27 protein-coding genes and 2 pseudogenes are annotated in these 25,451 nt (G+C 69.4%); 6 read left to right on the top strand and 23 right to left on the bottom strand.

The annotated features are described in order from the left end of the window. Positions 1-3: 3 nt before the first annotated feature. The 3 genes from ACFO6S_RS04415 to thyX all read right to left on the bottom strand — a co-directional run bounded on the left by ACFO6S_RS04415 (position 4) and on the right by thyX (position 3,714). A complete protein-coding gene (locus ACFO6S_RS04415; RefSeq protein ID WP_378414503.1) occupies positions 4-1,992 on the bottom strand; it encodes a ribonuclease J in 1,989 nt (662 codons plus the stop codon). Further along, on the bottom strand, positions 1,989-2,894 hold the full coding sequence (dapA, locus tag ACFO6S_RS04420; RefSeq protein ID WP_378414504.1) for a 4-hydroxy-tetrahydrodipicolinate synthase: 906 nt from the start codon (positions 2,892-2,894) through the stop codon (positions 1,989-1,991). Before dapA ends, ACFO6S_RS04415 begins: the two co-directional genes overlap by 4 nt. Positions 2,895-2,961: 67 nt before the next feature. Continuing rightward, on the bottom strand, positions 2,962-3,714 hold the full coding sequence (gene thyX, locus ACFO6S_RS04425; protein ID WP_378414506.1) for an FAD-dependent thymidylate synthase: 753 nt from the start codon (positions 3,712-3,714) through the stop codon (positions 2,962-2,964). 206 nt (positions 3,715-3,920) lie between these two features. Between thyX and ACFO6S_RS04430 the strand changes: the two genes are divergently transcribed. From ACFO6S_RS04430 to ACFO6S_RS04445, 4 genes are all read left to right on the top strand, one after another. Further along, complete coding sequence (locus tag ACFO6S_RS04430; protein ID WP_378414508.1) at positions 3,921-4,730, top strand: tyrosine-protein phosphatase; 810 nt, start codon at positions 3,921-3,923, stop codon at positions 4,728-4,730. A gap of 70 nt (positions 4,731-4,800) precedes the next feature. Beyond that, the gene (locus ACFO6S_RS04435) at positions 4,801-5,265 is read left to right on the top strand and encodes a hypothetical protein (protein ID WP_378414510.1); all 465 of its coding nucleotides are present in this window, start codon (positions 4,801-4,803) and stop codon (positions 5,263-5,265) included. 117 nt (positions 5,266-5,382) lie between these two features. Further along, positions 5,383-5,817: an SRPBCC family protein gene (locus tag ACFO6S_RS04440; protein ID WP_378414512.1), complete on the top strand. Its 435-nt coding sequence runs from the start codon at positions 5,383-5,385 to the stop codon at positions 5,815-5,817. Between the two features lie 108 nt (positions 5,818-5,925). Then, entirely contained in the window at positions 5,926-6,618 is a 693-nt protein-coding gene (locus ACFO6S_RS04445; protein ID WP_378414514.1) for a DUF427 domain-containing protein, read from the top strand. A 76-nt stretch (positions 6,619-6,694) separates the two neighbouring features. Here the strand turns inward: ACFO6S_RS04445 and ACFO6S_RS04450 are convergent, their stop codons facing one another. From ACFO6S_RS04450 to ACFO6S_RS04515, 14 genes and pseudogenes are all read right to left on the bottom strand, one after another. Continuing rightward, a complete protein-coding gene (locus tag ACFO6S_RS04450; RefSeq protein ID WP_378414516.1) occupies positions 6,695-7,909 on the bottom strand; it encodes a winged helix-turn-helix domain-containing protein in 1,215 nt (404 codons plus the stop codon). A 94-nt stretch (positions 7,910-8,003) separates the two neighbouring features. Further along, positions 8,004-8,261: pseudogene (locus ACFO6S_RS04455) on the bottom strand (flavodoxin); the annotation flags it as partial. 360 nt (positions 8,262-8,621) lie between these two features. After that, entirely contained in the window at positions 8,622-9,326 is a 705-nt protein-coding gene (locus ACFO6S_RS04460; protein WP_378414517.1) for a hypothetical protein, read from the bottom strand. A gap of 243 nt (positions 9,327-9,569) precedes the next feature. Then, on the bottom strand, positions 9,570-10,025 hold the full coding sequence (locus tag ACFO6S_RS04465; RefSeq protein ID WP_378414518.1) for a flavodoxin family protein: 456 nt from the start codon (positions 10,023-10,025) through the stop codon (positions 9,570-9,572). 47 nt (positions 10,026-10,072) lie between these two features. Continuing rightward, the gene (locus ACFO6S_RS04470) at positions 10,073-10,516 is read right to left on the bottom strand and encodes a hypothetical protein (protein ID WP_378414520.1); all 444 of its coding nucleotides are present in this window, start codon (positions 10,514-10,516) and stop codon (positions 10,073-10,075) included. 41 nt (positions 10,517-10,557) lie between these two features. Next, positions 10,558-10,800: pseudogene (locus ACFO6S_RS04475) on the bottom strand (flavodoxin family protein); the annotation flags it as partial. Between the two features lie 26 nt (positions 10,801-10,826). Continuing rightward, positions 10,827-11,294, bottom strand: a complete 468-nt coding sequence (locus tag ACFO6S_RS04480) for a hypothetical protein (RefSeq protein WP_378414522.1) — start codon at positions 11,292-11,294, stop codon at positions 10,827-10,829. Then, positions 11,291-12,049, bottom strand: coding sequence for a 4-hydroxy-tetrahydrodipicolinate reductase (dapB, locus tag ACFO6S_RS04485; protein WP_378414524.1), 759 nt, complete (start codon positions 12,047-12,049; stop codon positions 11,291-11,293). The genes ACFO6S_RS04480 and dapB overlap by 4 nt, the downstream gene beginning before the upstream one ends. A gap of 47 nt (positions 12,050-12,096) precedes the next feature. Then, the gene (locus ACFO6S_RS04490) at positions 12,097-12,558 is read right to left on the bottom strand and encodes a hypothetical protein (protein ID WP_378414526.1); all 462 of its coding nucleotides are present in this window, start codon (positions 12,556-12,558) and stop codon (positions 12,097-12,099) included. Continuing rightward, positions 12,555-12,932, bottom strand: a complete 378-nt coding sequence (locus ACFO6S_RS04495; protein ID WP_378414528.1) for a VanZ family protein — start codon at positions 12,930-12,932, stop codon at positions 12,555-12,557. The genes ACFO6S_RS04490 and ACFO6S_RS04495 overlap by 4 nt, the downstream gene beginning before the upstream one ends. After that, on the bottom strand, positions 12,932-14,278 hold the full coding sequence (locus tag ACFO6S_RS04500; RefSeq protein WP_378414530.1) for a M16 family metallopeptidase: 1,347 nt from the start codon (positions 14,276-14,278) through the stop codon (positions 12,932-12,934). The genes ACFO6S_RS04495 and ACFO6S_RS04500 overlap by 1 nt, the downstream gene beginning before the upstream one ends. Positions 14,279-14,560: 282 nt before the next feature. Further along, on the bottom strand, positions 14,561-16,831 hold the full coding sequence (locus ACFO6S_RS04505; RefSeq protein WP_378414532.1) for a polyribonucleotide nucleotidyltransferase: 2,271 nt from the start codon (positions 16,829-16,831) through the stop codon (positions 14,561-14,563). 389 nt (positions 16,832-17,220) lie between these two features. Continuing rightward, entirely contained in the window at positions 17,221-17,490 is a 270-nt protein-coding gene (gene rpsO, locus ACFO6S_RS04510; RefSeq protein ID WP_378414534.1) for a 30S ribosomal protein S15, read from the bottom strand. A 121-nt stretch (positions 17,491-17,611) separates the two neighbouring features. Continuing rightward, entirely contained in the window at positions 17,612-18,592 is a 981-nt protein-coding gene (locus ACFO6S_RS04515; RefSeq protein ID WP_378414536.1) for a bifunctional riboflavin kinase/FAD synthetase, read from the bottom strand. A gap of 101 nt (positions 18,593-18,693) precedes the next feature. Here ACFO6S_RS04515 and ACFO6S_RS04520 point away from each other — a divergent pair, with 101 nt between their 5' ends. Both ACFO6S_RS04520 and ACFO6S_RS04525 read left to right on the top strand, forming a co-directional pair. After that, positions 18,694-19,425, top strand: coding sequence for a metal-dependent transcriptional regulator (locus tag ACFO6S_RS04520; protein ID WP_378414537.1), 732 nt, complete (start codon positions 18,694-18,696; stop codon positions 19,423-19,425). Beyond that, on the top strand, positions 19,422-19,628 hold the full coding sequence (locus ACFO6S_RS04525) for a hypothetical protein (RefSeq protein WP_378414539.1): 207 nt from the start codon (positions 19,422-19,424) through the stop codon (positions 19,626-19,628). Before ACFO6S_RS04520 ends, ACFO6S_RS04525 begins: the two co-directional genes overlap by 4 nt. On the opposite strand, the gene ACFO6S_RS04530 is transcribed toward ACFO6S_RS04525, so the two are convergent. From ACFO6S_RS04530 to ACFO6S_RS04555, 6 genes are all read right to left on the bottom strand, one after another. Next, positions 19,625-20,431 carry a crotonase/enoyl-CoA hydratase family protein gene (locus ACFO6S_RS04530; protein ID WP_378414541.1) on the bottom strand — a complete coding sequence of 269 codons (807 nt, stop codon included), beginning with the start codon at positions 20,429-20,431 and terminating at the stop codon, positions 19,625-19,627. The genes ACFO6S_RS04525 and ACFO6S_RS04530 overlap by 4 nt on opposite strands. A 137-nt stretch (positions 20,432-20,568) precedes the next feature. Then, positions 20,569-21,489 carry a tRNA pseudouridine(55) synthase TruB gene (gene truB, locus ACFO6S_RS04535; RefSeq protein WP_378414543.1) on the bottom strand — a complete coding sequence of 307 codons (921 nt, stop codon included), beginning with the start codon at positions 21,487-21,489 and terminating at the stop codon, positions 20,569-20,571. 11 nt (positions 21,490-21,500) lie between these two features. Further along, a complete protein-coding gene (gene npt, locus ACFO6S_RS04540) occupies positions 21,501-22,181 on the bottom strand; it encodes a 4'-phosphopantetheinyl transferase Npt (RefSeq protein WP_378414545.1) in 681 nt (226 codons plus the stop codon). Next, entirely contained in the window at positions 22,178-23,104 is a 927-nt protein-coding gene (locus ACFO6S_RS04545) for a metallophosphoesterase family protein (protein WP_378414547.1), read from the bottom strand. The genes npt and ACFO6S_RS04545 overlap by 4 nt, the downstream gene beginning before the upstream one ends. Then, positions 23,101-24,432 carry an MATE family efflux transporter gene (locus ACFO6S_RS04550; protein ID WP_378414549.1) on the bottom strand — a complete coding sequence of 444 codons (1,332 nt, stop codon included), beginning with the start codon at positions 24,430-24,432 and terminating at the stop codon, positions 23,101-23,103. Before ACFO6S_RS04550 ends, ACFO6S_RS04545 begins: the two co-directional genes overlap by 4 nt. A gap of 9 nt (positions 24,433-24,441) precedes the next feature. After that, positions 24,442-25,431: a DHH family phosphoesterase gene (locus ACFO6S_RS04555; RefSeq protein ID WP_378414551.1), complete on the bottom strand. Its 990-nt coding sequence runs from the start codon at positions 25,429-25,431 to the stop codon at positions 24,442-24,444. Positions 25,432-25,451 lie beyond the last annotated feature (20 nt).

A 25,451-nucleotide genomic window follows, 5' to 3' on the forward strand; every position in this document is an offset into this window, starting at 1 on the left:
GTGTCAGACGCCGATGATCGTCGGGATGATCATCGGGCGGCGGCGGTACTTGTCCGCCACCCAGCGGCCGACCACGCGACGCACGGCCTGCGCGATCTGGTGGGTGTCGATGATGCCCTCACCGGCGAGCCGATCGAGCTCCTTCTCGACGAGCACCACGGCCTCCTTGAGGGCGTTCTTGTCGTCGGAGAACCCGCGCCCGTGCACCTCGGGGGTGCTCACGGCCTTGCCGGTGTGCGTGTCGACGGCCAGCGAGATCGAGATGAACCCGCCCTCGCCGAGCACCAGGCGGTCCGACAGCGTCGAGTCGCCGACGTCACCGACGGAGTTGCCGTCCACGTAGACCATGCCGACCGGCACCCGTCCGACGATCTCGGCGAGCCCGTCGACCATGTCCACCACGACGCCGTCCTCGGCGAGCACGACGCGCTCCTCGGGGACACCGGTGGCCTTGGCCAGCGCAGCGTTCGCCCGCAGGTGCCGCCACTCGCCGTGCACGGGCATGGCGTTGGTCGGGCGCACCGCGTTGTACAGGTACAGCAGCTCGCCGGCGGACGCGTGCCCGGAGACGTGCACCTTTGCGCTCTGCGACGTCACGACGGTCGCGCCGCGCTTGGCGAGACCGTTGACCACCGCGAACACCGAGTTCTCGTTGCCCGGGATCAGCGAGGACGCCAGCACCACCAGGTCGTTGGCGCGAATGTTGATCTGCCGGTGCTCGCCGCGGGCCATCCGGGACAGCGCCGAGAGCGGTTCGCCCTGCGAGCCCGTCGAGATGAGCACCAGCTTGTCGTCCGGCAGCTTCGCGGCGGTGTCGACGTCGACGACCACCCCGTCCGGCACCGACAGGTACCCGAGATCCTGCGCGATCTCCATGTTGCGGACCATCGACCGGCCGACGAACGCGATCTTGCGGTTGTAGCGAACCGCGACCTCGACGACCTGCTGGATGCGGTGCACGTGGCTGGCGAAGGACGCGACGATGACGCGCTGCTTGGCCTTGCCGATGACGTTGTCGAGCACGCCGCCGATCTCGCGTTCGGGAGTGACGAAGCCCGGCACCTCGGCGTTGGTGGAGTCCACCAGGAACAGGTCGACACCCTCGTCACCGAGTCGCGAGAAGCCCGCGAGGTCGGTCAGGCGGCCGTCGAGCGGCAGCTGGTCGAGCTTGATGTCGCCGGTGTGCAGCACGATGCCCGCGTCGGTGCGGATCGCGATGGCGATGGCGTCCGGAATCGAGTGGTTGACGGCGAAGTACTCACACTCGAACGGTCCGTGCGTGGTGCGCTGACCCTCGGTGACCTCGATCAGGTTCGGCCGCTGCCGGTGTTCCCGGCACTTGGCCGCGACCAGGGCGAGGGTGAACCGGGAGCCGATCACCGGCAGGTCCGGACGCAGACGCAACAGGAACGGGATGGCACCGATGTGGTCCTCGTGACCGTGCGTGAGCACCACGGCCTCGACGTCGGCCATCCGGTCCTCGATGTGCGCGAAGTCCGGCAGGATCAGGTCGACGCCGGGCTGCTGGTCCTCGGGGAAGAGGACGCCGCAGTCGACGATGAGGATCTTGCCCTTGTGCTCGAAGACCGTCATGTTGCGGCCGATCTCGCCGATGCCGCCGAGGGCGACCACGCGAAGGCCGTTGTGCGGCGCCTTCGGCGGCAGGCCGAGCCGCTCGCTCGGGTCGACGCCCGGGCGGCCGTCGGGGCGCTGTCCGCCGGAACCCCGCTGCCGCTGCGGCCGGTTGCCGCCGCGCGAACGCGAGGAGTCGGACTTGCGACGCGAGCCCTGCGACTTCGGCGCGTCGGACTTCGGCGCGTCGGACTTCGGCGCCTGAGCCTTGGGGGCCTCGGCCTTCGGGGCCTGAGCCTTGGGAGCCTCGACCTTCGGAGCCTGGACCTGCGGGGCCTGAGCCTGGGGCGCCGCGGCCGGGGTTTGGGTCGGCGGGCCGGCCTGACGGCTGGCGCTACGACGACGAATAGGACGGGTCATGAAAGAACCTCCGCTGCACGCAGATCGGCCGTGAGGCCTTCGAGTTGTTCAGGTGTGGGTGGGACCTGCGGAAGTCGCGGATCACCGACGTCGACGCCCTGCAGGCGCAGACCGGCCTTGCTCGCGGTCACGCCGCCGAGGCGGTTCGCGGCGCGGTAGAGCGGCATCAGGCCGACGTTGATCTCCCTGGCCCGGGCGAGGTCACCGGATTCGAAGGCGTCGAGCAGCTCACGCAGGCGTCCGGGCGCGAGGTGCCCGATCACGCTGACGAAGCCGACCGCGCCGACCGCGAGCCAGGGCAGGTTGAGCTGGTCGTCGCCGGAGTAGAACGCCAGATCCGTCTGGGCGATCAGTTCGGCGCCCGCGTTGAGGTCGCCCTTGGCGTCCTTGACGGCGAGGATCCGGGGGTGCTCGGCGAGCCGGTAGATGGTCTCGGTCTCGATCGGCACCACGGAACGCGCGGGAATGTCGTAGAGCATCACCGGCAGGTCGGTCGCGTCGGCGACGGCCGTGAAGTGTGCGAGCAGTCCCGACTGCGGCGGCCGCGAGTAGTACGGGGTCACCACGAGCAGGCCGTGTGCGCCGGCCCGCGCGGCGTCGCGCGCCAGGTCGACGCTGTGGGCGGTGTCGTTGCTGCCTGCACCGGCGATGATCCTGGCCCGGTCGCCGACGGCCGCGATCACCGCGCGCATCAGCTCGAGCTTCTCGTCCTCGGTGGTGGTGGGCGATTCGCCCGTGGTCCCGGCGAGCACGAGGCCGTCGCAACCACCGTCGACGAGGTGCGTCGCCAACCGGACACCGGCATCCACGTCCAGCTTGCCGTCCGCGGCAAAGGGGGTGGCCATAGCGGTCAGGATCGTGCCGAACGGTCGCCCGGCTGGGTCGGAATCACCATTGATCATGGTCAGAAGGTTACCCGTTGGCGCGACCAGGATTGCACACCGCGGCGGCCCGGCGCGCACGACACCGTCACGGCTGCTGGTCGAACTCGCTGACCGCCACCTCGGTACCGTCCGCCAGCTCGGCAATCACAAAGTCCCCGAACACGTTTGGCGCCGCCGCCGACAGCTGCCGCAGGCACTCGACGGCCACCCCGCGGATCTCCACGTCGGCGTGCTCGGTGGCCCGCATCCCGATGAAGTGCCGCCACGCGCGGTAGTTGCCGGTGACCACGATCCGGGTCTCGGTGGCGTTGGGGAGCACCGAGCGCGCGGCCTGCCGGGCCTGCCGGGCGCGCACCGACCCGTTCGGCACGTGCGCGAGCTTGGCATCGAGGGCGTCGAGCAGGTCCGCGTAGGCGGCCCGGCTGGCGTCGGTGGCGGCCTCGAACAACGCCTCGAGTTCGGGGTCGCCGACGACCGCGGGCGGCGGCACCACCTTCGCGTCCCGTTCCGGGACCGAGCGCTGGGACAGCTGCGAGAAGGACAGGTGCCGGTGCCGGATCAGCTCGTGCGTGCAGGAACGGGAGATGCCGGTGATGTAGAAGCTGACGCTGCCGTGCTCGAGGACCGAGAAGTTCCCCACCTCGAGCAGGTGCCGCAGGTAGCCCTCGTTGGTCGCCGTGCGCGGGTTCGGCTTGGACCAGCTCTGGTAGCAGGCCCGGCCGGCGAACTCGACGAGCGCCTCGCCGCCGTCCGCATCGGTGTCCCAGGGCACGTCCGGCGGCGGGACGAACTCCGTCTTCGCAATGAGCTGCACCTTCAGGGACACCGCTTGCTGCACCGCACACCCCTCCTCGGTCGATGCCGACCGGGTTTCGACAACCCATCCGCACCATAGACCCCACCAGCCCCGACGGGCGAGGTTGTCTGCCCAATCGACATCCGCCGTTCGCGTTGACGGTGTATCAACTGGGTGTACACAGCGTCAGCGTCAAACCGAAGCCGCAGCCCGCGGATCGGTATCCGTTCTCGAGATGGAGCGCCTCAATGACCCTCAGCCCCACCCGCCTGCGCGTGATTCGCGCGGCCGCCGCACTCACCGCCGGTGCCACACTGTTCGTCGGCGGACCCGTCGGCGCCGCCCTGGCCGCCCCGCCCGCGGCGGTCGCCGCGGCCGTCGACCACTCACTGCACCTCGAGGGCGCCCCGAACGCCCGCGACGTGGGCGGATACTCCACCGTCGACGGCAAGACCGTCAAGACCGGCGCGGTCTTCCGCACGGACGCACTCAACAAGCTGACCCCCGCGGACCTCACCAAGCTGGAGGGCCTGAACGTCAAGGTCGTCGACGACCTGCGCACCGTGTACGAACGAGTCCTGCAGCCGGACAAGTTGCCCGCCGGCGCGACCTCGAACTGGTACGACGTACTCGGCAAGGCATCGCCCGCCACTGCCGCGGACCTCAGCCTGGCGTACGTCGCGTTCATCGAGGCCCCCGGCGCCAGCGAGGCGTTCGCCTCCGTGCTGCGCGACATCCGCGAGACCGACGGCAGCGTGCTCTACCACTGCAGCCAGGGCAAGGACCGGACCGGCTGGACCACCGCGGTACTGCTGACGATCCTCGGCGTGGACCGGGCCACCGTGAACGCGGACTACATGCTGACCAACGAGTACGTCGAGGAGGGCGGTTCGTCCCTCACGGGATCGCTCGGCGGCGCCGGCGTCAAGCAGGAGTGGCTGGACTCCTCGTTCGCCACCGCCGACGCGAAGTACGGCAGCTTCGACAACTACGTGCGCGAGGGCCTCGGGTTGACCGATGCCGACATCGCGGCACTGAAGGCCAAGCTGCTCGTCTGACATCACCCGCAGGTCGGTGTGACGTCACTGAAAGGTTGACTGACGCCACTAGTGACGTCACACTGACTTCATGAACCTCTCGGACTACACCCAGACGCTGCGCACCGACCTGATCGCCGCCGCGGCACTCGGTGACGAGAACACCCGCCGGATCGCCGAGGCCCTCGCCGGCGCCGCCGAGAACTCGGCCCGACTGATGCTGCTGGCCGCTCTGTCCGACCTCGCCAGCGAGGTGTCGGCCGAGCTCGGCGACCGCACCGTGCACGTGCGGTTCGACGGCAACCAGGCCGGCTTCGAGGTCACCCGCAAGGAATCCGCCGACGGCGACACCCCCGCCGACGCGGGCCCCGGCACCACCTTCGACGACGTCACCGGGGACATCTCGCGGGTGACGCTGCGCCTGGTCGAGCAGATGAAGGCCCGCGCCGAGGACGCCGCCTCGCAGAACGGGATGTCGTTGAACTCGTGGGTCGGACAAGCCGTCCAGGACGCCCTGCGCGGGCAGAACCGCAGGGACCGCCGCGACGAGAACTGACCCCGGCCCGGCATACCGGCGCCCCGCGCCCCCGGGTGGTCTAATTGCGCGTCACCGGTGCACGACGCGACGCGTCCGGCGCCGCAGAGTGCGCAATCACAGATATGGGGTAGCCAGATGGCCGTGTCCGGCAGCAAGGAATTCGACATCAAGGCCGACCCGGCCACCGTGATGGCCGCGATCGTCGCGGTCGACCGACTCGGCGAGTGGTCCTCGGCCCACAAGTCGGTCACCATCGAGTCCACCCACCCCGACGGCCGCCCGCACCGCGTCCGGATGGTCGTCTCCGTCGTCGGGATCAGCGACGAGCAGGTCGTGGACTACGACTGGGACGGCGACAACGGCATGTCCTGGACCCTCGTAGAGAGCGGCCAGCAGAACAAGCAGGACGGCTCCTACACGCTGACGCCGATCGACGGCGGTACCCGGGTGAAGTTCGACCTGACCGTCGACCCGAAGATCCCGCTGCCCGGATTCATCGTCAAGAAGGCGCAGAAGACGGCGCTCGAGACCGCCTCGAAGGGTCTGACGAAGTTCGCCGAGAGCTTCTGAGCATCCCGGTCGACGCGGCGGCACGACACCGCCGCCGCGTCGACCGGCGCGGCAGGCGGCATCCGGGACTAGCCTGATCGTGTGCGGACTGAACCCAGCGATCGATGGGTGCGAGGACTTGCGGGCGACACCGTTGTCGTCGACAGCTATGCGCCGCTGCTCTTCTGGGAAGACCCGTTCCCGGTTCCCGCGTATGCCTATCCGCGCGAGGACGTGCGGACCGATCTGCTGCGGCCCGGTTCGGAACCGGAGTCCAGGCACCCCTTCTACGGTCCGCACGGCCCGGTCAGCGAGTGGTTCGACTTGCAGACAGAGGGCGGCCGGACCCTCCGGAACGCCGCGTGGATCCACGACGACCCGGCGCTGACCGACCACATCGTCTTCTCCTGGGAGCCGGGCCTGCTCGACCGCTGGCTGGAGGAGGACGAGGAAGTCTCCGGCCACCCTCGCGATCCTCATGCACGGGTCGACGCACTGCCGAGTTCCCGTCACGTCACCGTCAGGCTCGGCGGCGTCGTGCTGGCCGAGTCATCTGGACCTGTGCTGCTCTTCGAGACCGGGCTACCGACTCGGTACTACCTGCCCCGGGAGGATGTGGACCTCGGCACGCTCACCGCCAGAGCACACCGCACCCACTGCCCGTACAAGGGCGACGCCGAGGAGTACTGGGACGCACCGGGTGTGGAGGGCGTCGCCTGGTCCTACTCGCGCCCGTACCCCGCGGTCGCCGCAATCGCCGGCCGCATCGCGTTCTACAACGAACTCGTCGACATCACCGTGGACGGCCACGACCGGACCTGACCCGCGGCACGCAACCCGTGCCGGGCATCGCCGAGACGGGCACCTGCACAGGCCCGGCGCCGCCCCGACGCACCACTCAGGCGACGCACCGGGCAAGCGCCGCGGCCAGGTCGCCGCGCTCCCCCACCCTGACATCGTCGAGCCCGAGCCACTGCGCCATCTCGCGCAGGCTCGCCGCGAGCGCCTCCGCAACCCGGCCCGCGTCGTGGCCGGACTCGACGAACGCTCCGGGCACCTGCAGCAGGCCCGTCCCGCGGTCGGCCTTGAGATCCACCCGCGCGACCAGTTCACCGTCGAGCAGGAACGGGAAGACGTAGTACCCGTGCACCCGCTTGTGCTGCGGGGTGTAGATCTCGAGCCGGTACCGGAAGCCGAAGATCCGTTGCGTCCGGGGACGGAAGAAGACGAGCGGGTCGAACGGGCAGAGCAGCGCGGACCCGCTGATCGCCCGCGGCGCGCGGGCGCCGGCGAACAGGTACGCCTGCGCGTCCCATCCGCGGACCGCGACGGGTGTCAGCGCACCGTCGTCCACCAGTTCGGCGATCGCCCGCCTGGCCTGCCCTGCCGACAGCCGGTAGTAGTCGCGCAGGTCGGCCTCGGTGCTCACCCCGAGCGCGCGGGCGGAACGCCGGACGAGTTCTCGTACCGCGTCGGCCTCGTCGAGGTGGAGGGAGACGACGCCGTCCGGGATCACCCGCTCGGCGAGGTCGTAGTGCCGGACGAATCCGACCCGCTTGCCCACCGACAGGGCGCCCGCGGAGAACAGCTGCTCGCAGACCACCTTGGTGTCGCTGCGGTCCCACCAGGGCCCGCCCCGCCCCCGCACCTCCAGTTCGAGCTGTCGCTCGACCTCGCCCGCGCTCGCGGCGCCCACCTCGGCGATGACGTCGAGCACGTCCCGGCCCAGGGTGGGGTTGCGTTCGAGCACCCGCTGCGCGCCTGCCCAGCGACCAGCCTCGTACTCACGCATCCGCCAGCGCAGCAGCGGCCAGTCCTCGACCGGGATCAGCGCCGCCTCGTGTGCCCAGTACTCCACCAGCGCACGCGGTTTCGCCGCGGTATGCCGCCAGGACGCGGACTCGAGCACGGCGCGGTCGTAGTTCCCGACCCGGCTGAACACCGGCATGTAGTGGGCCCGGACGGCGACGGACACCGAGTCGAGCTGAAGTAGTCCGGTGCGACGCACGGTCGCGAGCAGGTGCCGACGGGTGGGCGCGGCGGGACGCGGCTCGGCGAAGCCCTGCGCCCCGAGGGCGATCCGCCGGGCAGTGTCGGCACTCAGTTCCCGCATGTGTTCACCATGCCATCGGGGTACGACAGTCCCCACCTCGATTCAGGACCCCGACGGCCGAGTGACACCTCGGCCGCACGGGTCTTCGCGAGCGTCAGCCCTCCGCGAGCGTCACCGCGACCGTCGCACCCAGCTCGTAGCACCGTTCCCGGGCCGCGGCGTCGACCCCTCCGGTGATCTCCACCGTATGCGCCACCCTGGTCAGCGCCAGGCCGGAGACGATCTTGTCCACCGAGCGCGCCGCCCCGGCGGTGTCGTTGTTGCCGTGCACCCACAGCCCGAACGGTCGGCCGGCGACGGCGTCGAGGCACGGGTAGTAGACGGTGTCGAAGAAGTGCTTGATGGCGGCGGACTTCTCGATGTACTGGGTGTAACTCTTGTCGCCCGGCAACCGCAGTGTGGTTATCCACTCGCGATCGTCCGCGAACCCACGCAGGTAGATCTTGGAACTGCCCCCACTTCGGTTGACTCGTGGGGTTGAGTAGTTCAGACCGCGCCCTCAGGCGTCCAGAACTGTCCAGCGGTCGCAATAGATTCCATGGTGCTCGCCTCTCGCTAGCTGAGCGGCGATTGTGTCCCGCGCCGGGCTTCAGCCCCGCTGACGGGAGAGCGTAGAGGCGAGGACCGACAGATACGGAAGGCGTGACTTCACGTAGGGCTGGCCGACGCCGGAGATTGTTCCCGGCGACCCCCCAAACGCTATGCATCACCACTAATAGTTTGCCACGGGCCACAATTCTTCACCCAGGTCCGGCCAATCCCATTCGGTGAGCAAGTGAGGATGTACATCACTTTCAAGCAGTACAGTAACCTGCGAATAGGTAAAGTCGCTGACTATCTGCTTACCATCCAGGAGGTCGACTTTCGACCCATCCATTGTGTGAGTGAAACCCAGGATGTCATGGGTTCTTAGCAATGCTCGGCGAGAAATCTGCAAGATATCAAGCTCTTTATCAGAGTCTGGAAGATCTTTCGCAATTGCCGTCAGCCTATAGATTCGCCGGACCCCGTATTGCTCGCCGATTGCGGAATGCTCTTTGTCCAACATCATCTTGCCAAATTCAGAATTCCACAAACGATCGATCAGCTCCGGGCTGGATATATCCCAGTCGATCTTCGGCCCGAGACTCATCTTGTGCCGCCGACCCCGGTAGAGTCCAATTTCACAGATACTGCCGTCGAAAACTGACTTTTGATGAATATTGATGTTGCGAGCAACCTTTAAGGCAGGCTCGTACTCATTGACCGCAATCTGCAGGCGGGAATCGTCCCGATAACGCTTCCATTCACTCCAGCGCCCCTTCCGTTCAAGCTCCTTGGTCAAGAGCTCCGGAATCGATCCGAACGCGGCAAGAAATCCACCTAATGAGTAACGAAACTTTTGCGGGTCGTGGTACCCGGACTCCATCTCACTCACAAAGTACACCGACTCTTTAAATCGGTCTTCAACACCGGGGATCAAGCATTCTTCGACCGGGTGCGCGTAGATACAGCCTCTCGACCGATACCCCCGGGGAAAAAACGAATCGTAGTATCCGAATAGGCTACTCAATTGACCAAACCTCCCTGAATCACAAACCCCACCTTGGTCAAGTTCCATCCCGTTGCCCCCACACGGTGCGCCTGATCGCATGGGCGACTACCGCGAAGCAGCACCCGCTCAGCTCTCCATCAGCTGAGCAGCAACCGTAGCGCCGAGCTCCCAGCACGCTGCGAGGGCATCCTTGCTCGGCTTGCCTGAGACCACCACGTAGTCAGCAGCTTTCACCCAGCCCAGCCCTGTGGTGATGGAGTCCACTGCCTTCTCAGCTCCCTCAGTGCCTTCATTGCCATGGAGGTACAGCCCGAAGGGTCTCCCGCGTGTCGAGTCCAGGATCTGGTAGTACGAGCAGTCGAATGCGTGCTTCAAAGCGCCGCTCACATATCCCAGGTTCGCAGGGCTCCCCAGGAGGTAACCATCAGCCTCCAGGAAGTCCGAGGATGACACTGAGAGAGCTGCACGGCGCACAACCTCCACGCCCTGGATCTCAGGGTCAGTGGCACCTGAGATCACGGCCTCGAACATCGCTTGGCAGTAGGGCGACGGTGTGTGGTGGATGATCAGAATCCGTGGCATCTAGCCTGCCTTCCTCGTCGCGACGGGACTCACCCGCAGAAGTGCTGTCACGGCAGCTTCACACCAATATCCCTGCGCGCAAGGGTGATAAAGGCCGTGGATGCGCCATCCCGACGCTTGGCATTGGCCGTCGAATTCGTTCCGCCTTCCCACGACTGGAGGGACGCATCCACGAGCTGACACGCAGCATCGTAGGAATCACGCGGCGATATGAGGCCGATTGCGGCGATGCAGTCCTGGGCCTCGATGTTCGCCTGACGCAGCTCCTCGAATGCTGCGACCTCATTGGGGTCGTTACTCACAAACTTGGTTACGGCTTGGTCGGTCCGGTGCACTGCGGCGAGAAGTCGCGTGTAGACCTCGCGCTGCAGTCCTCGCAACTCACGATCGCGGTCACCGGATCGCTGTTGACGCGCGAGGAGCCACTGCCCAGAGAACGACAGGAGAGCTCCGACAGCGACACCCACGATCGCCCACAGTTGGGCGCTCATGCCGCTGACCTCAAGGAACAGTTAATAGAGGGGCAACTGGCGAAATAATGCTTGAGCGCACCGGACATGTAGCCGAAGTTGGCGCTGGTGCCGAACAGGTAGCCGTCCGCGGCGAGCACGTCGGGCACGGTGGCTCCGAGCGCCGGCACCGCGCGCACCGTCACCCCGTCGATCTCGGGGTCGTTGGCGCCCGCGAGCACCGCCTCGAGCAGCTCCCTGGTGGGCGGCGAGGGGGTGTGGTGCACCACGAGCAGGGTGCGCCCACCGGCGGGTACTTCGGTCACAGCAGCAGACTACGGCTTCCCGTTCGTCAGGCCTCGCGTTCGGCCTCTTCGAGCGCGACGGCCCGCTTCATGGTCTCCCGGGCCCGGCCGCGGTCACCCGCGTAGTCGTACGCCCGGGCCAGCCGGTAGGAGTTGCGCCAGTTGTCAGGATCGGCCTCCCACTCGGACTTGACCTGCGCGAACAGCTCGTCGGCGGCGTCGCGCTCGACCTTGCCCGACGGCCGCTTCGGCAGCTCCGAGACGTCGAGCTCGAGGCCCTCCTCGCGGATCCGGGCGGCCAGCCGCTGGTGCTGCAGCCCGGACCGCACGGTGGCGAAGACCATCCAGACGCCGAGCAGCGGCAGCACCAGCACGGCGATGCCCAGCCCCACCGGGACCGCTCGCCCGTCCTGGATCAGCGCGACACCGCGCTGTCCGAGCAGGACGAAGTAGAACGAGAGCGCCACGATGATCCCCGCGATCGTGGCGACCACCTTGGTGGAACCGGAGTTCACAGGTCGAGCAGCGGGTCGAGGCCGACGGTCAGGCCCGGCCGGGAGCCGATCTCCCGCACGCCCAGCAGCACGCCGGGCGCGAACGAGTTCCGGTCGATCGAGTCGTGCCGGATGGTGAGGGTCTCGCCCTGCGTGCCCAGCAGGATCTCCTGGTGCGCGACCAGTCCGGCCAGGCGAACCGAGTGCACGCGCACCCCGTCCACGTCGGCGCCGCGGGCACCCTCGAGCTCGGTGCTGGTGGCGTCCGGGCTGATCCCGACGCCGGCCTTCGCACGGGCCGCTGCGATCAGCGCGGCCGTGCGGTAGGCGGTGCCCGACGGCGCGTCCGCCTTGTGCGGGTGGTGCAGCTCGATGACCTCGACGGAGTCGAAGAAGCGGGCGGCCTGTTCGGCGAACCGCATCGACAGCACCGCACCGATCGCGAAGTTCGGCGCGATCAGCACGCCCACCGTCGGGTTCTCGTCGAGCCAGACGCGCACCTGCGCCAGGCGCGCGTCGTCGAAGCCGGTGGTGCCGACGACGGCGTGAATCCGGTTGGCGACCAGGAACTTCAGGTTGTCCATCACCACGTCGGGGTGGGTGAAGTCGACGACGACCTGGGTGCGGGCGTCGACGAACTTCTCGATCCGGTCACCCTGGTCGACGGTCGCGACGAGTTCGAGGTCGGCGGACGCCTCGACGGCCTCGCAGATGGCGCGGCCAACCTTGCCGTTCGAGCCGAGTACTCCGACCCTGATGGGTGCTGCTGCGCTCACGCGTCCCTCACTTAAGTCCGATCACCAGAAGCTTCTCGTGGGAAAGCCTACGCAACGGGGGCGTCGCCGTTCCGCGCGGCAGCGGGCGCCGCGGGCGGCGGGCAGAGCACGAGGGCGAACAGGTAGGCCAGCAGCGAGAATCCGACCGGGACGCCGGCGAGGACCGACACGTCGGCCCGTGACGGCGTGGACGCGCCGCCACTCATCAGGATCAGCACCACGAACCCACCGACCAGCAGCAACACCCCGGCCGCCGAGCACACCGCGAAACGCTGGCGCCACCGGCCGCGGGACGACGGCGGCCAGTGCGCGACGGAGGCCAGCGCGTAGCACCCGCCGGCCACGGCCGCGCCGCCGACCATCGCACCGATCAGACCTCCGAGCACCGTCGCGACCGGGACAGCGGACGGTGCGGCGGCCATCATCACCGCGGCGGTCGCGGCGCCGAGCGCCGCGGCGATGGTCATCTCCCACCGGACCCAGTTGCGGCCGGACCGGCGGACGGTCATGCGCGTCGGGTCCGGACCTGCCAGGCCCGGAACAACAGCAGCCCGACTGCCACCCCGAGCAGGTCCGCGGCCGCGTCCCAGACCGAGCCGCTGCGGTGGATCGGCAGCAGGCCCTGCAGCACCTCACTGGCCGCCGCGTACGCGGCCGCCCACAACGCGACCGCGACCACCCGGTGGCCCGCGTGCCGGGCCGCGTAGACCAGCACCGCGAACATCAGGAAGTGCGTGACCTTGTCGGAGTTCGGCGGACCTCCGGGCACCGTCGAGCCCGGCGAGAACAGCATCACCAGGCTGACCGCGACTGCCACCAGCAGCGGCCAGGACCGCCGCTCGCGGAGCCGACGCGTCAGGCCCGACGGGGCCGCGGTGGGCACTAGACGATCCCGCGCACGACCGCAGGCAGGTCCCGCTTGCGCCGGTACGGCCCGACCACCGACGCCGCGAACGGCCGGGAGAGCAGTTCCGCCGCCACCGCGCGCACCTCGTCCGCGGTCACCTCGTTGATCCGCGCCAGCGTCTCGGTGATGCTGCGGTGACTGCCGTAGTTCAGCTCGGCGCGCCCGATCCGGTGCATCCGGGAGCCGGAGTCCTCGAGCCCGAGCACCATCCCGCCGCGGATCGAGCCCTTGGCCCGGGCCACCTCGGCGTCGGTCAGCCCGTTCGCGGCGACGTCGGCCAGCACCTCGCGGATCAGGGTGGTCACCTCGGCCAGATTCTCCGGCTGGCAGCCCGCGTACACCGAGAACGCGCCGGTGTCGGCGAACGTGTCGACGCTCGAGTACACCGAGTACGCCAGCCCGCGGGACTCCCGAATCTCCTGGAAGAGACGCGAACTCAGGCCGCCGCCGACCGCGGTGTTGAGTACCGACAGCGCCCACCGGTGACCCTGGTGCCGGCCGTAGCCCCGCACGCCCATGCACAGGTGGGCCTGTTCGCTGTCCCGGTACAGCAGGGTCAGCTCCGGCGACGTCCGCAGTCGCAGGGTGCCCTCGCGCCGCGCAGCCGGCTCCGCGCCGTCGCGCAGGTGCCCGGCAAAGCTGCGCCGCACCAGTTCCACGGTCTCGTCGTGGTCGACGTTGCCGGCCACCGCGACGACCATCCGCTCCGGGGTGTACCGGCGGACGTGGAACGAGTGCACCTGGGCCCGGGTCATCGACTCGATGGACTCGGTCGAGCCGATCACCGGCCGGCCGACGGGGTGGTCGCCGAACAGCGCGGTGAGGAACTCGTCGCCGAGCAGGTCCTCGGGGTCGTCGTCGCGCATCGAGATCTCCTCGAGCACCACCTGGCGTTCGACGTCGACGTCCTCGGACAGGCACCGCCCCCGCAGCACCACGTCGCTGACCATGTCCACGGCCAGCGCCAGGTCCTCGTCGAGGACGTGGGCGTAGAAGCAGGTGTGCTCGCGGGAGGTGAAGGCGTTGAGTTCGCCGCCGATGCCGTCGACTACCTGCGCAATCTCCAACGCGCTGCGCGTCGGCGTCGACTTGAACAGCAGGTGCTCGAGGAAGTGCGCGGCGCCGGCCACGGACGGCTTCTCGTCGCGGGACCCGACGCCCACCCAGACTCCGACGGAGGCGGAACGCACCCCGGGCATGTGCTCGGTGACGACGCGCAGTCCCCCCGGCAGCACGGTGCGGCGGACGCCCGCGTCGTCCGAGGCGCGCGCACCCACCTTCGGGGTCGACGAGGGGGTGCGAAGGTGTTCGATGTCGGCCATGTATGTGGTCAGCGGTTCCTCTGAGCTGTGCGGGCAGGGCGGCTGAGCTGTGCAAGCTCGGGCATCACAGACTACACACGAGATCGTGCTGTGGCGCCCGTCACCAGCCCTTCCGCCGCCGCCGGCCCACCTGTTGCCATCCGGAAACGAGCCTGCCTGCGCCTAGTGCGGCGGATCCAGCCGAGACCGGACTTCGGTGGCACGCGCAGAAACCGACGGCGCCCCCGCACGAATGTTCGTGCGGGGGCGCCGGGTTCTGCCGGTTGCTGCCGGGGGAACGACTTAGGAGTCGGCACCCGCGTCGGCGGCCGGGGCGTCCGCCGCGGCGGCGTCGTCCTCGACCGGGACCAGCGAGATCTTGCCGCGGTTGTCGATGTCCGCGATCTCGACGCGCAGCTTGGAGCCGATGCTGACGACGTCCTCGACCTTGTTGATCCGCTTGCCGTTGCCCAGCTTCGAGATGTGCACCAGCCCGTCACGGCCCGGGAGCAGCGAGACGAAGGCGCCGAAGGCGGTGGTCTTGACGACCGTGCCGAGGAACCGCTCGCCCACCTTGGGCAGCTGGGGGTTGGCGATGGCGTTGATCATGTCGATCGCGGCCTGCGCAGACGGTCCATCGGTGGCGCCGACGAACACGGTGCCGTCGTCCTCGATGGAGATGTTGGCACCGGTCTGCTCGGTGATCGAGTTGATCATCTTGCCCTTGGGCCCGATGACCTCGCCGATCTTGTCGACGGGGACCTTGATGGCCGTCACGCGCGGGGCGAACGGGCTCATCTCGTCCGGGGTGTCGATGGCCTCGGCCATGACCTCCAGGATGGTGGTCCGGGCGTCGTGCGCCTGCGCCAGCGCGCCGGCGAGGACCTTGGACGGGATGCCGTCGAGCTTGGTGTCCAGCTGCAGGGCCGTCACGAAGTCCTTGGTGCCCGCGACCTTGAAGTCCATGTCGCCGAATGCATCCTCGGCGCCGAGGATGTCGGTCAGCGCCACATACCGGGTCTCGCCGTCGACCTGGTCGGAGACCAGGCCCATCGCGATGCCGGCGACCGGGGCCTTCAGCGGCACACCGGCGTTGAGCAGCGACAGCGTCGAGGCGCAGACGGAGCCCATCGAGGTGGAGCCGTTGGAGCTGAGCGCCTCGGAGACCTGACGGATCGCGTACGGGAACTCGTCCTGGCTCGGCAGCACCGGCAGCAGGGCGCGCTCGGCGAGGGCGCCGTGGCCGATCTCGCGACGCTTCGGCGAACCGACGCGGCCCGTCTCACCGGTGGAGTACGGCGGGAAGTTGTAGTGGTGCATGTAGCGCTTGCTGGTCTCGGGGCCCAGCGAGTCGATCTGCTGCGCCATCTTGACCATGTCGAGGGTGGTGACGCCCATGATCTGGGTCTCGCCACGCTCGAACAGCGCGGAGCCGTGCGCCCGCGGGATCACGGCGACCTCGGCCGAGAGCGACCGGATGTCGGTGATGCCACGGCCGTCGATGCGGAAGTGGTCCTTGAGGATCCGCTGGCGGACGAGCTTCTTGGTCAGCGAGCGGAACGCCGCGCCGATCTCCTTCTCGCGACCCTCGAAGTTCGGGGCGACCTTCTCGAGGACCTCGACCTTGACCTCGTCGGTCTTGTCGTCGCGCTCCTGCTTGCCGGCGATGGACAGCGCGGCGCTCAGCGGAGCGGTCGCGGCGGCCTCGACGGCGGCGAAGACGTCGTCCTGGTACGCCGGGAAGACCTTGTAGTCGCCGGTCGGCTTGGCGGCCTTGGCGGCCAGCGCCGTCTGCGCCGCGCACAGGCGGGCGATGAACGGCTTGGCGGCCTCGAGGCCCTGCGCGACGATCGCCTCGGTCGGCGCCTGCGCGCCGCCCTCGATCAGGCTGATCACGTGTGCGGGAGCCTCGGCCTCGACCATCATGATCGCGACGTCGGCGTTGTCACCGGAGCCGGAGACGACGCGGCCGGCGACGACCATGTCGAAGACGGCGTTCTCGAGCTGCTCGACGGTCGGGAAGGCGACCCACTGGCCGGCCTTGTTCTCGTCCGAGGTGAGCAGCGCGACGCGCACGCCGCCGACGGGGCCGGAGAACGGCAGGCCCGCGATCTGCGTCGACGCCGAGGCGGCGTTGATCGCGACCACGTCGTAGAGGTCCTTGGGATCGAGGCTCAGGATCGTGACAACGACCTGGATCTCGTTGCGCAGGCCGTCGACGAAGGACGGGCGCAGCGGCCGGTCGATCAGGCGGCAGGTCAGGATCGCGTCGGTGGAGGGGCGGCCCTCCCGACGGAAGAACGAGCCGGGGATGCGGCCCGCGGCGTACATGCGCTCCTCGACGTCCACCGTGAGGGGGAAGAAGTCGAAGTGCTCCTTGGGGTGCTTGCTGGCCGTGGTGGCCGACAGCATCATGGTCTCGTCGTCCAGGTAGGCGACGACGGCGCCGGCGGCCTGCTGGGCGAGGCGACCGGTCTCGAAACGAATGGTGCGGGTGCCGTAGCTCCCGTTGTCGATCACGGCGGTGGACTCGAACACACCCTCGTCGATCTCTACTGCGGAATTGTCTGACATCTTTTCTCTTCTCTTCCCTCTCGTCTTTGCCGTATCCGCGTGATCGTCGCTGCCATCGACGGCTGCGACGACGCACCGTGGTGAGGGCGTTCCCTCTGCGCGGAGGCGGTCATCGATCGAAGCCCTCCGGTGGCCGTCACGTGTTGACGGCCGGCCGAGTGGCCACTACCGAGGACCGACGCCACGCCTGGCGGGTGCGTACGGCTGGATCCCCATGGATCCTGGTGCTACTTCGTATCTCTAGGTACTGCGGTGAATCTCTCGTGCGGGTGGATCGTGGAGCAGGTGTGCCGACCCGACATACGCCGGTAGCCAGCGAGGCTCATCCTACGGGTGAGCTTCGCTGGCTACCGGTCAAGCCGCACTGGTCGGCAGGGCGCGTCGGATGACTATCGACGCAGACCCAGGCGCTCGATCAGCGAACGGTAACGCGCGATGTCCACCTTCTGGATGTACTTGAGCAGACGACGACGACGTCCGACCAGCAGCAGCAGGCCGCGGCGGGAGTGGTGATCGTGCTTGTGCATCTTCAGGTGCTCGGTGAGGTCGACGATGCGCTTGGTGAGCATTGCCACCTGCGCCTCCGGCGAACCGGTGTCGGTCTCGTGCACGCCGTACTCTGCGAGGACGGCCTTCTTCTCTTCGGTGGTCAACGCCACTGTAAATCTCCTCAACTGACGTCCGCGCACTGGGTGGAACAGGTGTCGCCACCGCGGACCGCAGCACACACCAGAAGGCATCCTACCAGGGCCAGCAGGGCGTCTCCGCCACCCGGCGGCGTCAGTCTCGGGGCGGCAGGGCCGTCCGTGCCAGGATCTCGCGCACCTTCTGCGTGTCCCGGTGCATCTCCTCGACCAGCGCCTCGACGGAGTCGAACTTCTCCATGCCCCGCACCCGCTCGACGAAGTCGACCGCAACGTGCTGGCCGTACAGGTCGGCCTCGGCGTCGAGGACGAAGGCCTCCACGGTGCGGGTGCGCCCCGAGAAGGTCGGGTTGGTGCCCACCGAGACCGCCGCCGGGTACCGCTCCCCGATCGTCACGTTGCCTGCCACCGGCCCGGGTCCGAGCACCGTGAACCACGCCGCGTACACCCCGTCCGCGGGGATCGCCGCGTGCGTCGGCGGCGCGAGGTTCGCGGTCGGGAAGCCGAGGGCGCGGCCGCGTGCGTCGCCGCGCACCACCACTCCCTCGACCCGGTGCGGTCGGCCCAACGCCTCGGCCGCGGCCGCGACGTCGCCGGCGTCGACGCAGGACCGGATGTAGGTCGAGGAGAAGGTCACCGCGTGCTCGGCCAGCAGGTTGACGCCGTCGACCGCGAATCCGAACCGGGCTCCGATCTGCCGCAGCATCTCGACGTTGCCGGCCGCCTTCTTCCCGAAGGTGAAGTTCTCGCCGACCACGACCTCCGCCACGTGCAGGCGTTCGACCAGGATCTCGTGCGCGTACCGCTCGGGGCTGAGCTTCATGAACTCCGGCGTGAACGGGATCACGCAGAACACGTCGACGCCCAGCTCCTCCGCCAGCTCCGCCCGGCGGGCCAGGGTGGTCAGCTGCGCCGGATGACTGCCCGGCCGCACCACCTCCATCGGGTGGGGGTCGAAAGTCATGACCACACTGGGGATCCCGCGCTCGCTGGCGGCCTTGACGGCACGACTGATCAGCTGCGCGTGCCCCCTGTGGACACCGTCGAATACACCGATAGTGAGAACGCAACGGCCCCAATCGGCAGGTACCTCGTCGAGACCTCGCCATCTCTGCACGAGTGGCAGCCTACGGCCCGTCCCCAGCGGCGTCACGCCCGGATTCCGTTACACGAGTGTCGGGGTGGGCGCTCCCGCACCGATTGCCTAAGCTCGTCCTCGTGGGCGAGAGCAGTGGTGGACCGGACCCGACTACCGGAAACAACGATCGGGCACAGACGCTGACGACGGTCGCTCAGGACTACCTCAAGGTGATCTGGACGGCCGGCGAGTGGTCAGGAGAGCAGGTCACGACCAAGATGCTGGCCGAACGGATCGGCGTGTCGGCCTCCACGGTCTCCGAGGCGGTTCGCAAGCTCGCCGACCAGGGACTGGTGGACCACGCGCGCTACGGGTCGATCTCGCTGACCGATTCGGGGCGCGCCGCGGCCGTGGCGATGGTGCGCAGGCACCGGCTGATCGAGACCTACCTCGTCGACGAACTCGGCTACGGCTGGGACGAGGTGCACGACGAGGCCGAGGTACTCGAGCACGCCGTCTCCGAGCTGATGATCGACCGGATGGACGCGAAACTCGGCCATCCCGAACGGGATCCGCACGGCGACCCGATCCCGAACCGCGACGGCACCATTCCGACCCCGCCTGCGCGTCAGCTCAGCGACTTCGGCGACGGCGAGTTCGGGCGGGTCGCGCGGATCTCCGACTCCGACCCGGCGATGCTGCGCTACTTCGACTCCGTCGGCATCGCGCTGGACGTGACGGTCACCGTGGTCGAGCGGCGGGACTACGCCGGCACCGTGTCGGTGCGGCTCGGCGACGCGGCGGGCGAGACGATCGCGACCGTGGACCTCGGCACGCCGGCCGCCGAGGCGATCTGGCTGGTGGAGCCGTGACGGCCCGCCCGACCCTGGGATCGTCGCTCTTTCGTGGCGTGTTCCTGGCGGCGCTGGCGTTCCTGCTGATCTCCGGGATCGTCGAGGGCAGCTGGTGGACGGCCGTCTACGCGCTGGTGCTGGTCTGGTTCCTGCTCGACTGGCGGGCCGACCGTCGACGGCTGGCGGCCGCGCCTGCACCGGCCGACGTGCCGGGCAGCTAGCGCCTCCACTTCCGCGGGCCGAACTCCGGATCCCGCTTGGCGAAGTTGGCCGTCCGGGCGATCTTCGCGTTCGCCGACCGGAGCATCGCGAACTGCAGCCGACGCTCGATCCGGAACGCCCGGCGCGGTCGGCCGCCTCGCGTCTCGTTCAGCAGCTTCTTCGACGCGGCGACCGAGTCCGGTGACCTGGTGGCCAGGACGTCGACGAACGACAGCGCGGCCGCGAGCGGATTCTCGTCGACCTCGGAGACCAGCCCCAGTTCCCGTGCGCGGGTCCCGCTGACGATCTCCCCGGTCATGGTCAGCCGTTTGGCGACGTCGGGCGCGACGAGCTCGCCCAGCGGCACCGTGCCGGCCATGTCCGGCACCAGACCCCACTTCGCTTCCAGGACGGACCATTCGCAGTCCGGCGTCGAGTAACGGAAGTCCGCAGCCGCCGCCAGCTGCAGGCCCGCGCCGTAGCAACGACCGTGCACGACGGCGAGCACCGGTACCGGCAGCTCCCGCCACACCCAGTGCGCCCGCTGGAACAGGTTGGTGCCGCGCAGCGGGGACGGCAGGAAGGACCGCACGACCCCGGCCGGGCGTTCCATCACCGACGCGAAGTCCAGGCCGGCGCAGAAGGCGTCGCCGTTGCCCCGCAGGATCACCGCCCGGATCTCCCGGTTCCGACGCAACGACGTCGCCGCCGCGACCAGTCCGCGGAGCATCTCGAGGTCGACGCCGTTGAGCTTGTCGGGACGGTTCAGGATCACGTGGGCGACGGCGCCGTCGATCTCGACCAGGACGCGGGGAGAGGTCATGGCGGGCAGCCTAGCGACCGGCCCCACGATCCCCGAGCAATCTCGGCACACACCCGTTGTCGCGATCACACCCCGGTTCCACGTACAACGCGGGTGTGACGCGGCGAAGGGGTGTGTGCCCGCGCGGGGGCGACGGCTCAGAGACCGCGCAGCGTCGCGGGCCGCACCACCATCACCGAGCTGGCCCGCTTGCCGCGTTCCTGCAGCAGCGCGATCGTGTGCCCGGTCGGGTCGATGGCCGCGTACACCCCGGAGATCCCGACGGTGTCGAGCCAGCGGCCCTGGCTGATCGCCTCGGCCTGCTCGGCGGTGATCTGCCGGTGCGGGAACGCGGTCTGCGCCGCGTGGTCGATGTCGAGGCTGACGGTCGGGTCCTCGGCGAGCTGCTCGAGGGTCCGGGCGTGCTCGAGGGTGAAGGGCCCCACCCGGGTGCGTCGCAGCGCGGTCAGGTGACCGCCCACGCCGAGGGTCGCGCCCAGGTCCCGGGCCAGCGCGCGGACGTAGGTGCCCGACGAGCACTCGACCTCCACGTCCAGGTCGACGAAGGTGTCGACGCGGCGGGTGTCGGTCAGCTCGAAGCGGTCCACGGTCACCGGACGCGCCTTGAGCTCGAACTCCTCCCCCGCCCGGATCAGCTTGTGCGCGCGCTGACCGTCCACCTTGATGGCGCTGACGCTGGACGGGACCTGCTCGATCGGGCCGGTCAGCGTCGCCATCACCGTGGCGATCTCCGCGTCGGACACCCCGGAGGCGTCGGCCTGCGAGACGAGCTCGCCCTCCGCGTCGTCGGTGGTCGTCACCTGACCGAGCCGGATGGTCGCGGAGTACGCCTTGGTCGTCAGCGCCAGCAACCCGAGCATCTTGGTGGCCCGTTCGACGCCGAGCACCAGGACCCCGGTGGCCATCGGATCGAGGGTGCCGGCGTGACCGACCTTGCGCGTGTTGAGGATCTTCCGGCAGCGCGCGACGACATCGTGGCTGGTGACCCCGGCATCCTTGTCGATGACGAGCAACCCGGCACCTACGAGGCCGGAGGACGGTTTACGGTGGGCACACACGATTTTCGAGCCTACTGGACCGTGATCGCGGTGATCACCAGGCCGTCGGCAACCAGCCAGCGACCGTCGAGGGACACCAGCGGCGCCCCGTCCAGGGTCTGCCCGGGCACCAGCAGCTCGGAGTGGAAGGTCCCCTCGACCCGTCCGGCGACCGCCGACTCGGTGGTCGCGAACGTGATCAGGGCGTCCTCGAAGCCCAGCCACCGCTCGGTCAGCGGGAACCAGGCCTTGTAGGTGGCCTCCTTGGCGCAGAACAGCAGCCGGTCCCAGTGCACCGCGCCGTCGGCGGCGGCCGCTCGCTGGGCGAGAACGGCCCGCTCCTCGGGCAGGCTCACCGCGTCGAGCACGCCGTCGGGCAGCGGCCCGTGCGGCTCGGCGTCGATGCCCACCGACCGGACCTGCATCGAGAACCCCAGCACGGCGGCGCGGTAGCCGTCGCAGTGGGTGAGGCTGCCGACCACCCCGCGCGGGAACCGGGGCACGCCCCGCTCGCCGCGCAGGATCGGTGCCGGCTCCACGCCGAGCTTGCCGAGCGCGACCCGCGCGCAGTGCCGGGCGGTGGTGAACTCGCGGCGGCGCTTGTCCACCGCGCGCGCGATCAACGCCTCCTCCTGCGGGTGCACCGTCAGTCCGGGCGGGTCCTCGAACAGTTCCGAGGCAACGACGCCGGGGGGCAGAATCTGCTCGATCACTTCCGGGCCGCCTTCATCGCCTCGAACTCGGCCTCCTGCTCGGGGGTGATGTGGAAGTGCCCACCCCACTTGTTGAGGGTTCCCGGCGGGTACTCCGGTACCGGCAGGATCTGCCGCAGCAGCTTCTCCGGGAGCCCCCGCTTCTGCCACTCGCGTGGGTAGCCGAGCGAGACCTCCTCGAACCGGACGCCGTCGTAGTAGGTGGTGCGCGGGATGTGCAGGTGCCCGTAGACGCTGCAGATCGCGTTGTAGCGGGTGTGCCAGTCCGCGGTCAGCTCGGTGCCGCACCACAGCGAGAACTCCGGGTAGTACAGCACCCGGGTGGGCTCGCGGACCAGCGGGAAGTGGTTGATCAGCACCGTCGGGATGCTGAGGTCGAGCGCGTCCAGCCGGGCCCTGGTCGACTCCACGCGGGCCTGGCACCAGGCCTCGCGGGAGGCGTACGGCTCGCTCGAGAGCAGGAACTCGTCGGTGGCCACCACGTTCTTGTCCCGCGCGAAGGCGAGGGCGTCGGTCTTGTTCGTGGTGCCCTCCGGCCGGAAGGTGTAGTCGTAGAGCAGGAACATCGGCACCAGCGTCGCCGGGCCGCCCTCGCCCTCCCACACCAGGTACGGGTCCTCGGGGGTCACCACGTCGAGCTCCCGGCACATGTTGACCAGGTAGTCGTAGCGGGCGGCGCCGTGGATCTGCACCGGGTCCTTCGCCGTGGTCCACAGCTCGTGGTTGCCCGGCACCCAGATGACCTTCTCGAACCGGCTCCGCAGGGTCTTGAGCGCCCACGCGATGTCGTCCGTCTTCTCGGAGACGTCACCGGCGAGGATCAGCCAGTCCTCCGGAGAATCCGGGTACAGCTCCTCGGTGATCGGCCGGTTCCCGCGATGCCCGACGTGGGTGTCGCTCACCGCCCACAACTTGCGCGTCACTCGCTCCGCCTTCCCGCCTGTGTGTCTGCGCCGGTCACTGCCCAGCGCCCCGAACCGGTCCGCCACACGACGGCCAGCATCCTCAGCATCATGAACACCGTAAGCCCCGCCCAGATTCCGGCGAGACCCCAGTCGAACTCCAGCGACAACCAGATCGGCGGCAGGAACCCGACCAGCGCGCAGCCGAGCGTCGCGGTGCGCAGGAAGGCCACGTCACCGGCCCCGAGCAGCACCCCGTCCAGCGCGAACACCACCCCGGCCACCGGGATGATCGCCACGAAGAACCACCAGATCACCCCGATCTGGTCGAGCACCTCCGGGTCGGCCGTGAACAGGCCCGGCAGCACGGAGACGCCCAGCGCGAAGGCCCCGGCGAGCAGCACCGCGAACACCGTCGACCAGCGGGCCAGCCGGCCCGCCAGTTGCCGGGCCTGCGCCGCGTTGCCCGCCCCGAGCGCCGCCCCGACCAGGGTCTGAGCCGCGATCGCGAGCGAGTCCAGCGTCAGCGCCAGCAGGTTCCACAGCTGCAGCACCACCTGGTGTGCCGCGACGGCGGCGGCGCCGAACCGGGCCGCGACCGCGGCGGCGGAGAGGAAGCAGGCCTGGAACGCGAGGCTGCGCAGGATCAGGTCCCGGCCGAGGACCACCTGGGCCCGCATCACCGTCGCGTGCGGACGCAGCGGCACCCGCTCGCGCAGCAGCGCCACCACGAAGCACGCGGCGGTCACGCTCTGGCCCGCCACGTTCGCGACCGCGGACCCCTCGAGCTCCCACCGCGGCGCGCCGAGCAGCCCGTGTACCAGCACCGGGCACGCCGCCGCGGAGACGGCCAACCCGACGAGCACGAACCGCAGTGGCCGCAAGGTGTTCTGCACCCCGCGCATCCAGCCGTTGCCTGCCATCGCGACCAGGATCAGCGGCGCGCCGAACACCGCGATACGCAGCCAGGACAGCGCCGCGGCGGCGATCTCGGCGTCACCGGCGATCGCCGAGGTGACCGGGCCCCCGACGGCGTACACGGCGGCCACCACCGCCAGGCCGATACCCACCGCGAGGTAGGTGGCCTGGACGCCCTCGGCCACCGCGCCGCGCTCGTCGCCGGAGCCGTGCAGCCGGGCCGCGCGCGCGGTGGTGCCGTAGGACAGGAAGGTCAGCTGGGTGCTGAGCATCGCGAGGATCAGTCCGCCGACCGCGAGCCCGGCGAGCGGCAACGCACCGAGGTGGCCGACCACCGCGATGTCGAAGAGCAGGTAGAGCGGCTCGGCCGCCAGCACCCCGAGGGCGGGCAGCGCCAGCCCGAGAATCCGGCGCGAGGACGGCTCGGTCAACGGGTCTGCTCAGCCGAGCGCGGCGAGCAGCCCCGCGACGACGGTCTCGGCGTCGCCGTCCGCGGTGTAGCCGGAGGCGAATCGGTGCCCGCCGCCGCCGAGCGAGCCGGCCACCGCGGACACGTCGACCGCGGACTTGGAGCGCAGCGACACCGACCAGAGTCCGGGGCGGGTCTCCTTGAGCACCGACGCGACCTCGGCCTGCGCGGTGGTCCGGACGATGTCGATGATCGACTCGACCTCCTCGGCGCCCATGCCCTCGGTGTCGGCATGCCGCACCAGCGCGTAGACGACGCCGAGCCCGCCGACGGCGTCGGGCACCAGTCGGGCGGTGCCGAGCACCGTCGAGAGCATCGGCAGCCAGCCGAACGGATGGGTGTCGAGCAGGCGCCGCGCGATCGACGTCGAGTCGATACCGGTGGCGATCAGCCGCTCGGCCAACCGGTGGGTCCCGGGCTGAACCCAACGGAACGAGCCGGTGTCGGTGACCAGGCCGGCGTACAGGCAGTGCGCCAGGTCGGCGTCGATCTCGACGCCCCAGGCGTCGAAGAGCCGAGCCAGGATCGCGGTGGTGGCCTCGGCGGACTCGTCGACGAGGTTGAACTGCGCGTACCGGGTGTTCGACCGGTGGTGGTCGAGGACCAGGCTGGTCCGGGCACCGTCCAGACGGTCTCCGAGCACGCCGAGCCGACCGCGGCTGCCGCAGTCGACGGTGACCACCAGGTCCACCTCGGCGGCCACCTGCTCCGGCGGCACCAACAGGTCGACGCCGGGCAGGTCGCGCATCGAGCCGGGCAGCGACTCGGGCTCCGCGAAGGAGACCTGAACGGGGATTCCCCGGCGGCGCAGCACCAGGGCGAGGGCTAGCCCGCTGCCGATGGTGTCCGCGTCCGGGTGGACGTGGCACAGCACCGTCACCGAGGTCGCCTCGGTCAGCAGCGTGAGCGCCGCGCCGAGGTCGATCTCGGTACCGGCCGTCCGCGTTCCGGTCTCGCTCATCCGCGAAGTCCTGTCGTCAC

It is taken from the genome of Rhodococcus kronopolitis, assembly GCF_042654025.1.
Classification (GTDB): Bacteria; Actinomycetota; Actinomycetes; order Mycobacteriales; family Mycobacteriaceae; genus Rhodococcus_G; species Rhodococcus_G kronopolitis.

Bases quoted from the DNA above. Each gene is read 5' to 3' on its own strand.
- ACFO6S_RS04415 (WP_378414503.1), bottom strand. From the start codon at position 1,992: ATGACCCGTCCTATTCGTCGTCGTAGCGCCAGCCGTCAGGCCGGCCCG.
- dapA (WP_378414504.1), bottom strand. From the start codon at position 2,894: ATGATCAATGGTGATTCCGACCCAGCCGGGCGACCGTTCGGCACGATC.
- ACFO6S_RS04430 (WP_378414508.1), top strand. From the start codon at position 3,921: ATGACCCTCAGCCCCACCCGCCTGCGCGTGATTCGCGCGGCCGCCGCA.
- ACFO6S_RS04435 (WP_378414510.1), top strand. From the start codon at position 4,801: ATGAACCTCTCGGACTACACCCAGACGCTGCGCACCGACCTGATCGCC.
- ACFO6S_RS04440 (WP_378414512.1), top strand. From the start codon at position 5,383: ATGGCCGTGTCCGGCAGCAAGGAATTCGACATCAAGGCCGACCCGGCC.
- ACFO6S_RS04450 (WP_378414516.1), bottom strand. From the start codon at position 7,909: ATGCGGGAACTGAGTGCCGACACTGCCCGGCGGATCGCCCTCGGGGCG.
- ACFO6S_RS04465 (WP_378414518.1), bottom strand. From the start codon at position 10,025: ATGCCACGGATTCTGATCATCCACCACACACCGTCGCCCTACTGCCAA.
- ACFO6S_RS04470 (WP_378414520.1), bottom strand. From the start codon at position 10,516: ATGAGCGCCCAACTGTGGGCGATCGTGGGTGTCGCTGTCGGAGCTCTC.
- ACFO6S_RS04490 (WP_378414526.1), bottom strand. From the start codon at position 12,558: ATGACCGTCCGCCGGTCCGGCCGCAACTGGGTCCGGTGGGAGATGACC.
- ACFO6S_RS04500 (WP_378414530.1), bottom strand. From the start codon at position 14,278: ATGGCCGACATCGAACACCTTCGCACCCCCTCGTCGACCCCGAAGGTG.
- ACFO6S_RS04505 (WP_378414532.1), bottom strand. From the start codon at position 16,831: ATGTCAGACAATTCCGCAGTAGAGATCGACGAGGGTGTGTTCGAGTCC.
- ACFO6S_RS04530 (WP_378414541.1), bottom strand. From the start codon at position 20,431: ATGACCTCTCCCCGCGTCCTGGTCGAGATCGACGGCGCCGTCGCCCAC.
- ACFO6S_RS04555 (WP_378414551.1), bottom strand. From the start codon at position 25,431: ATGAGCGAGACCGGAACGCGGACGGCCGGTACCGAGATCGACCTCGGC.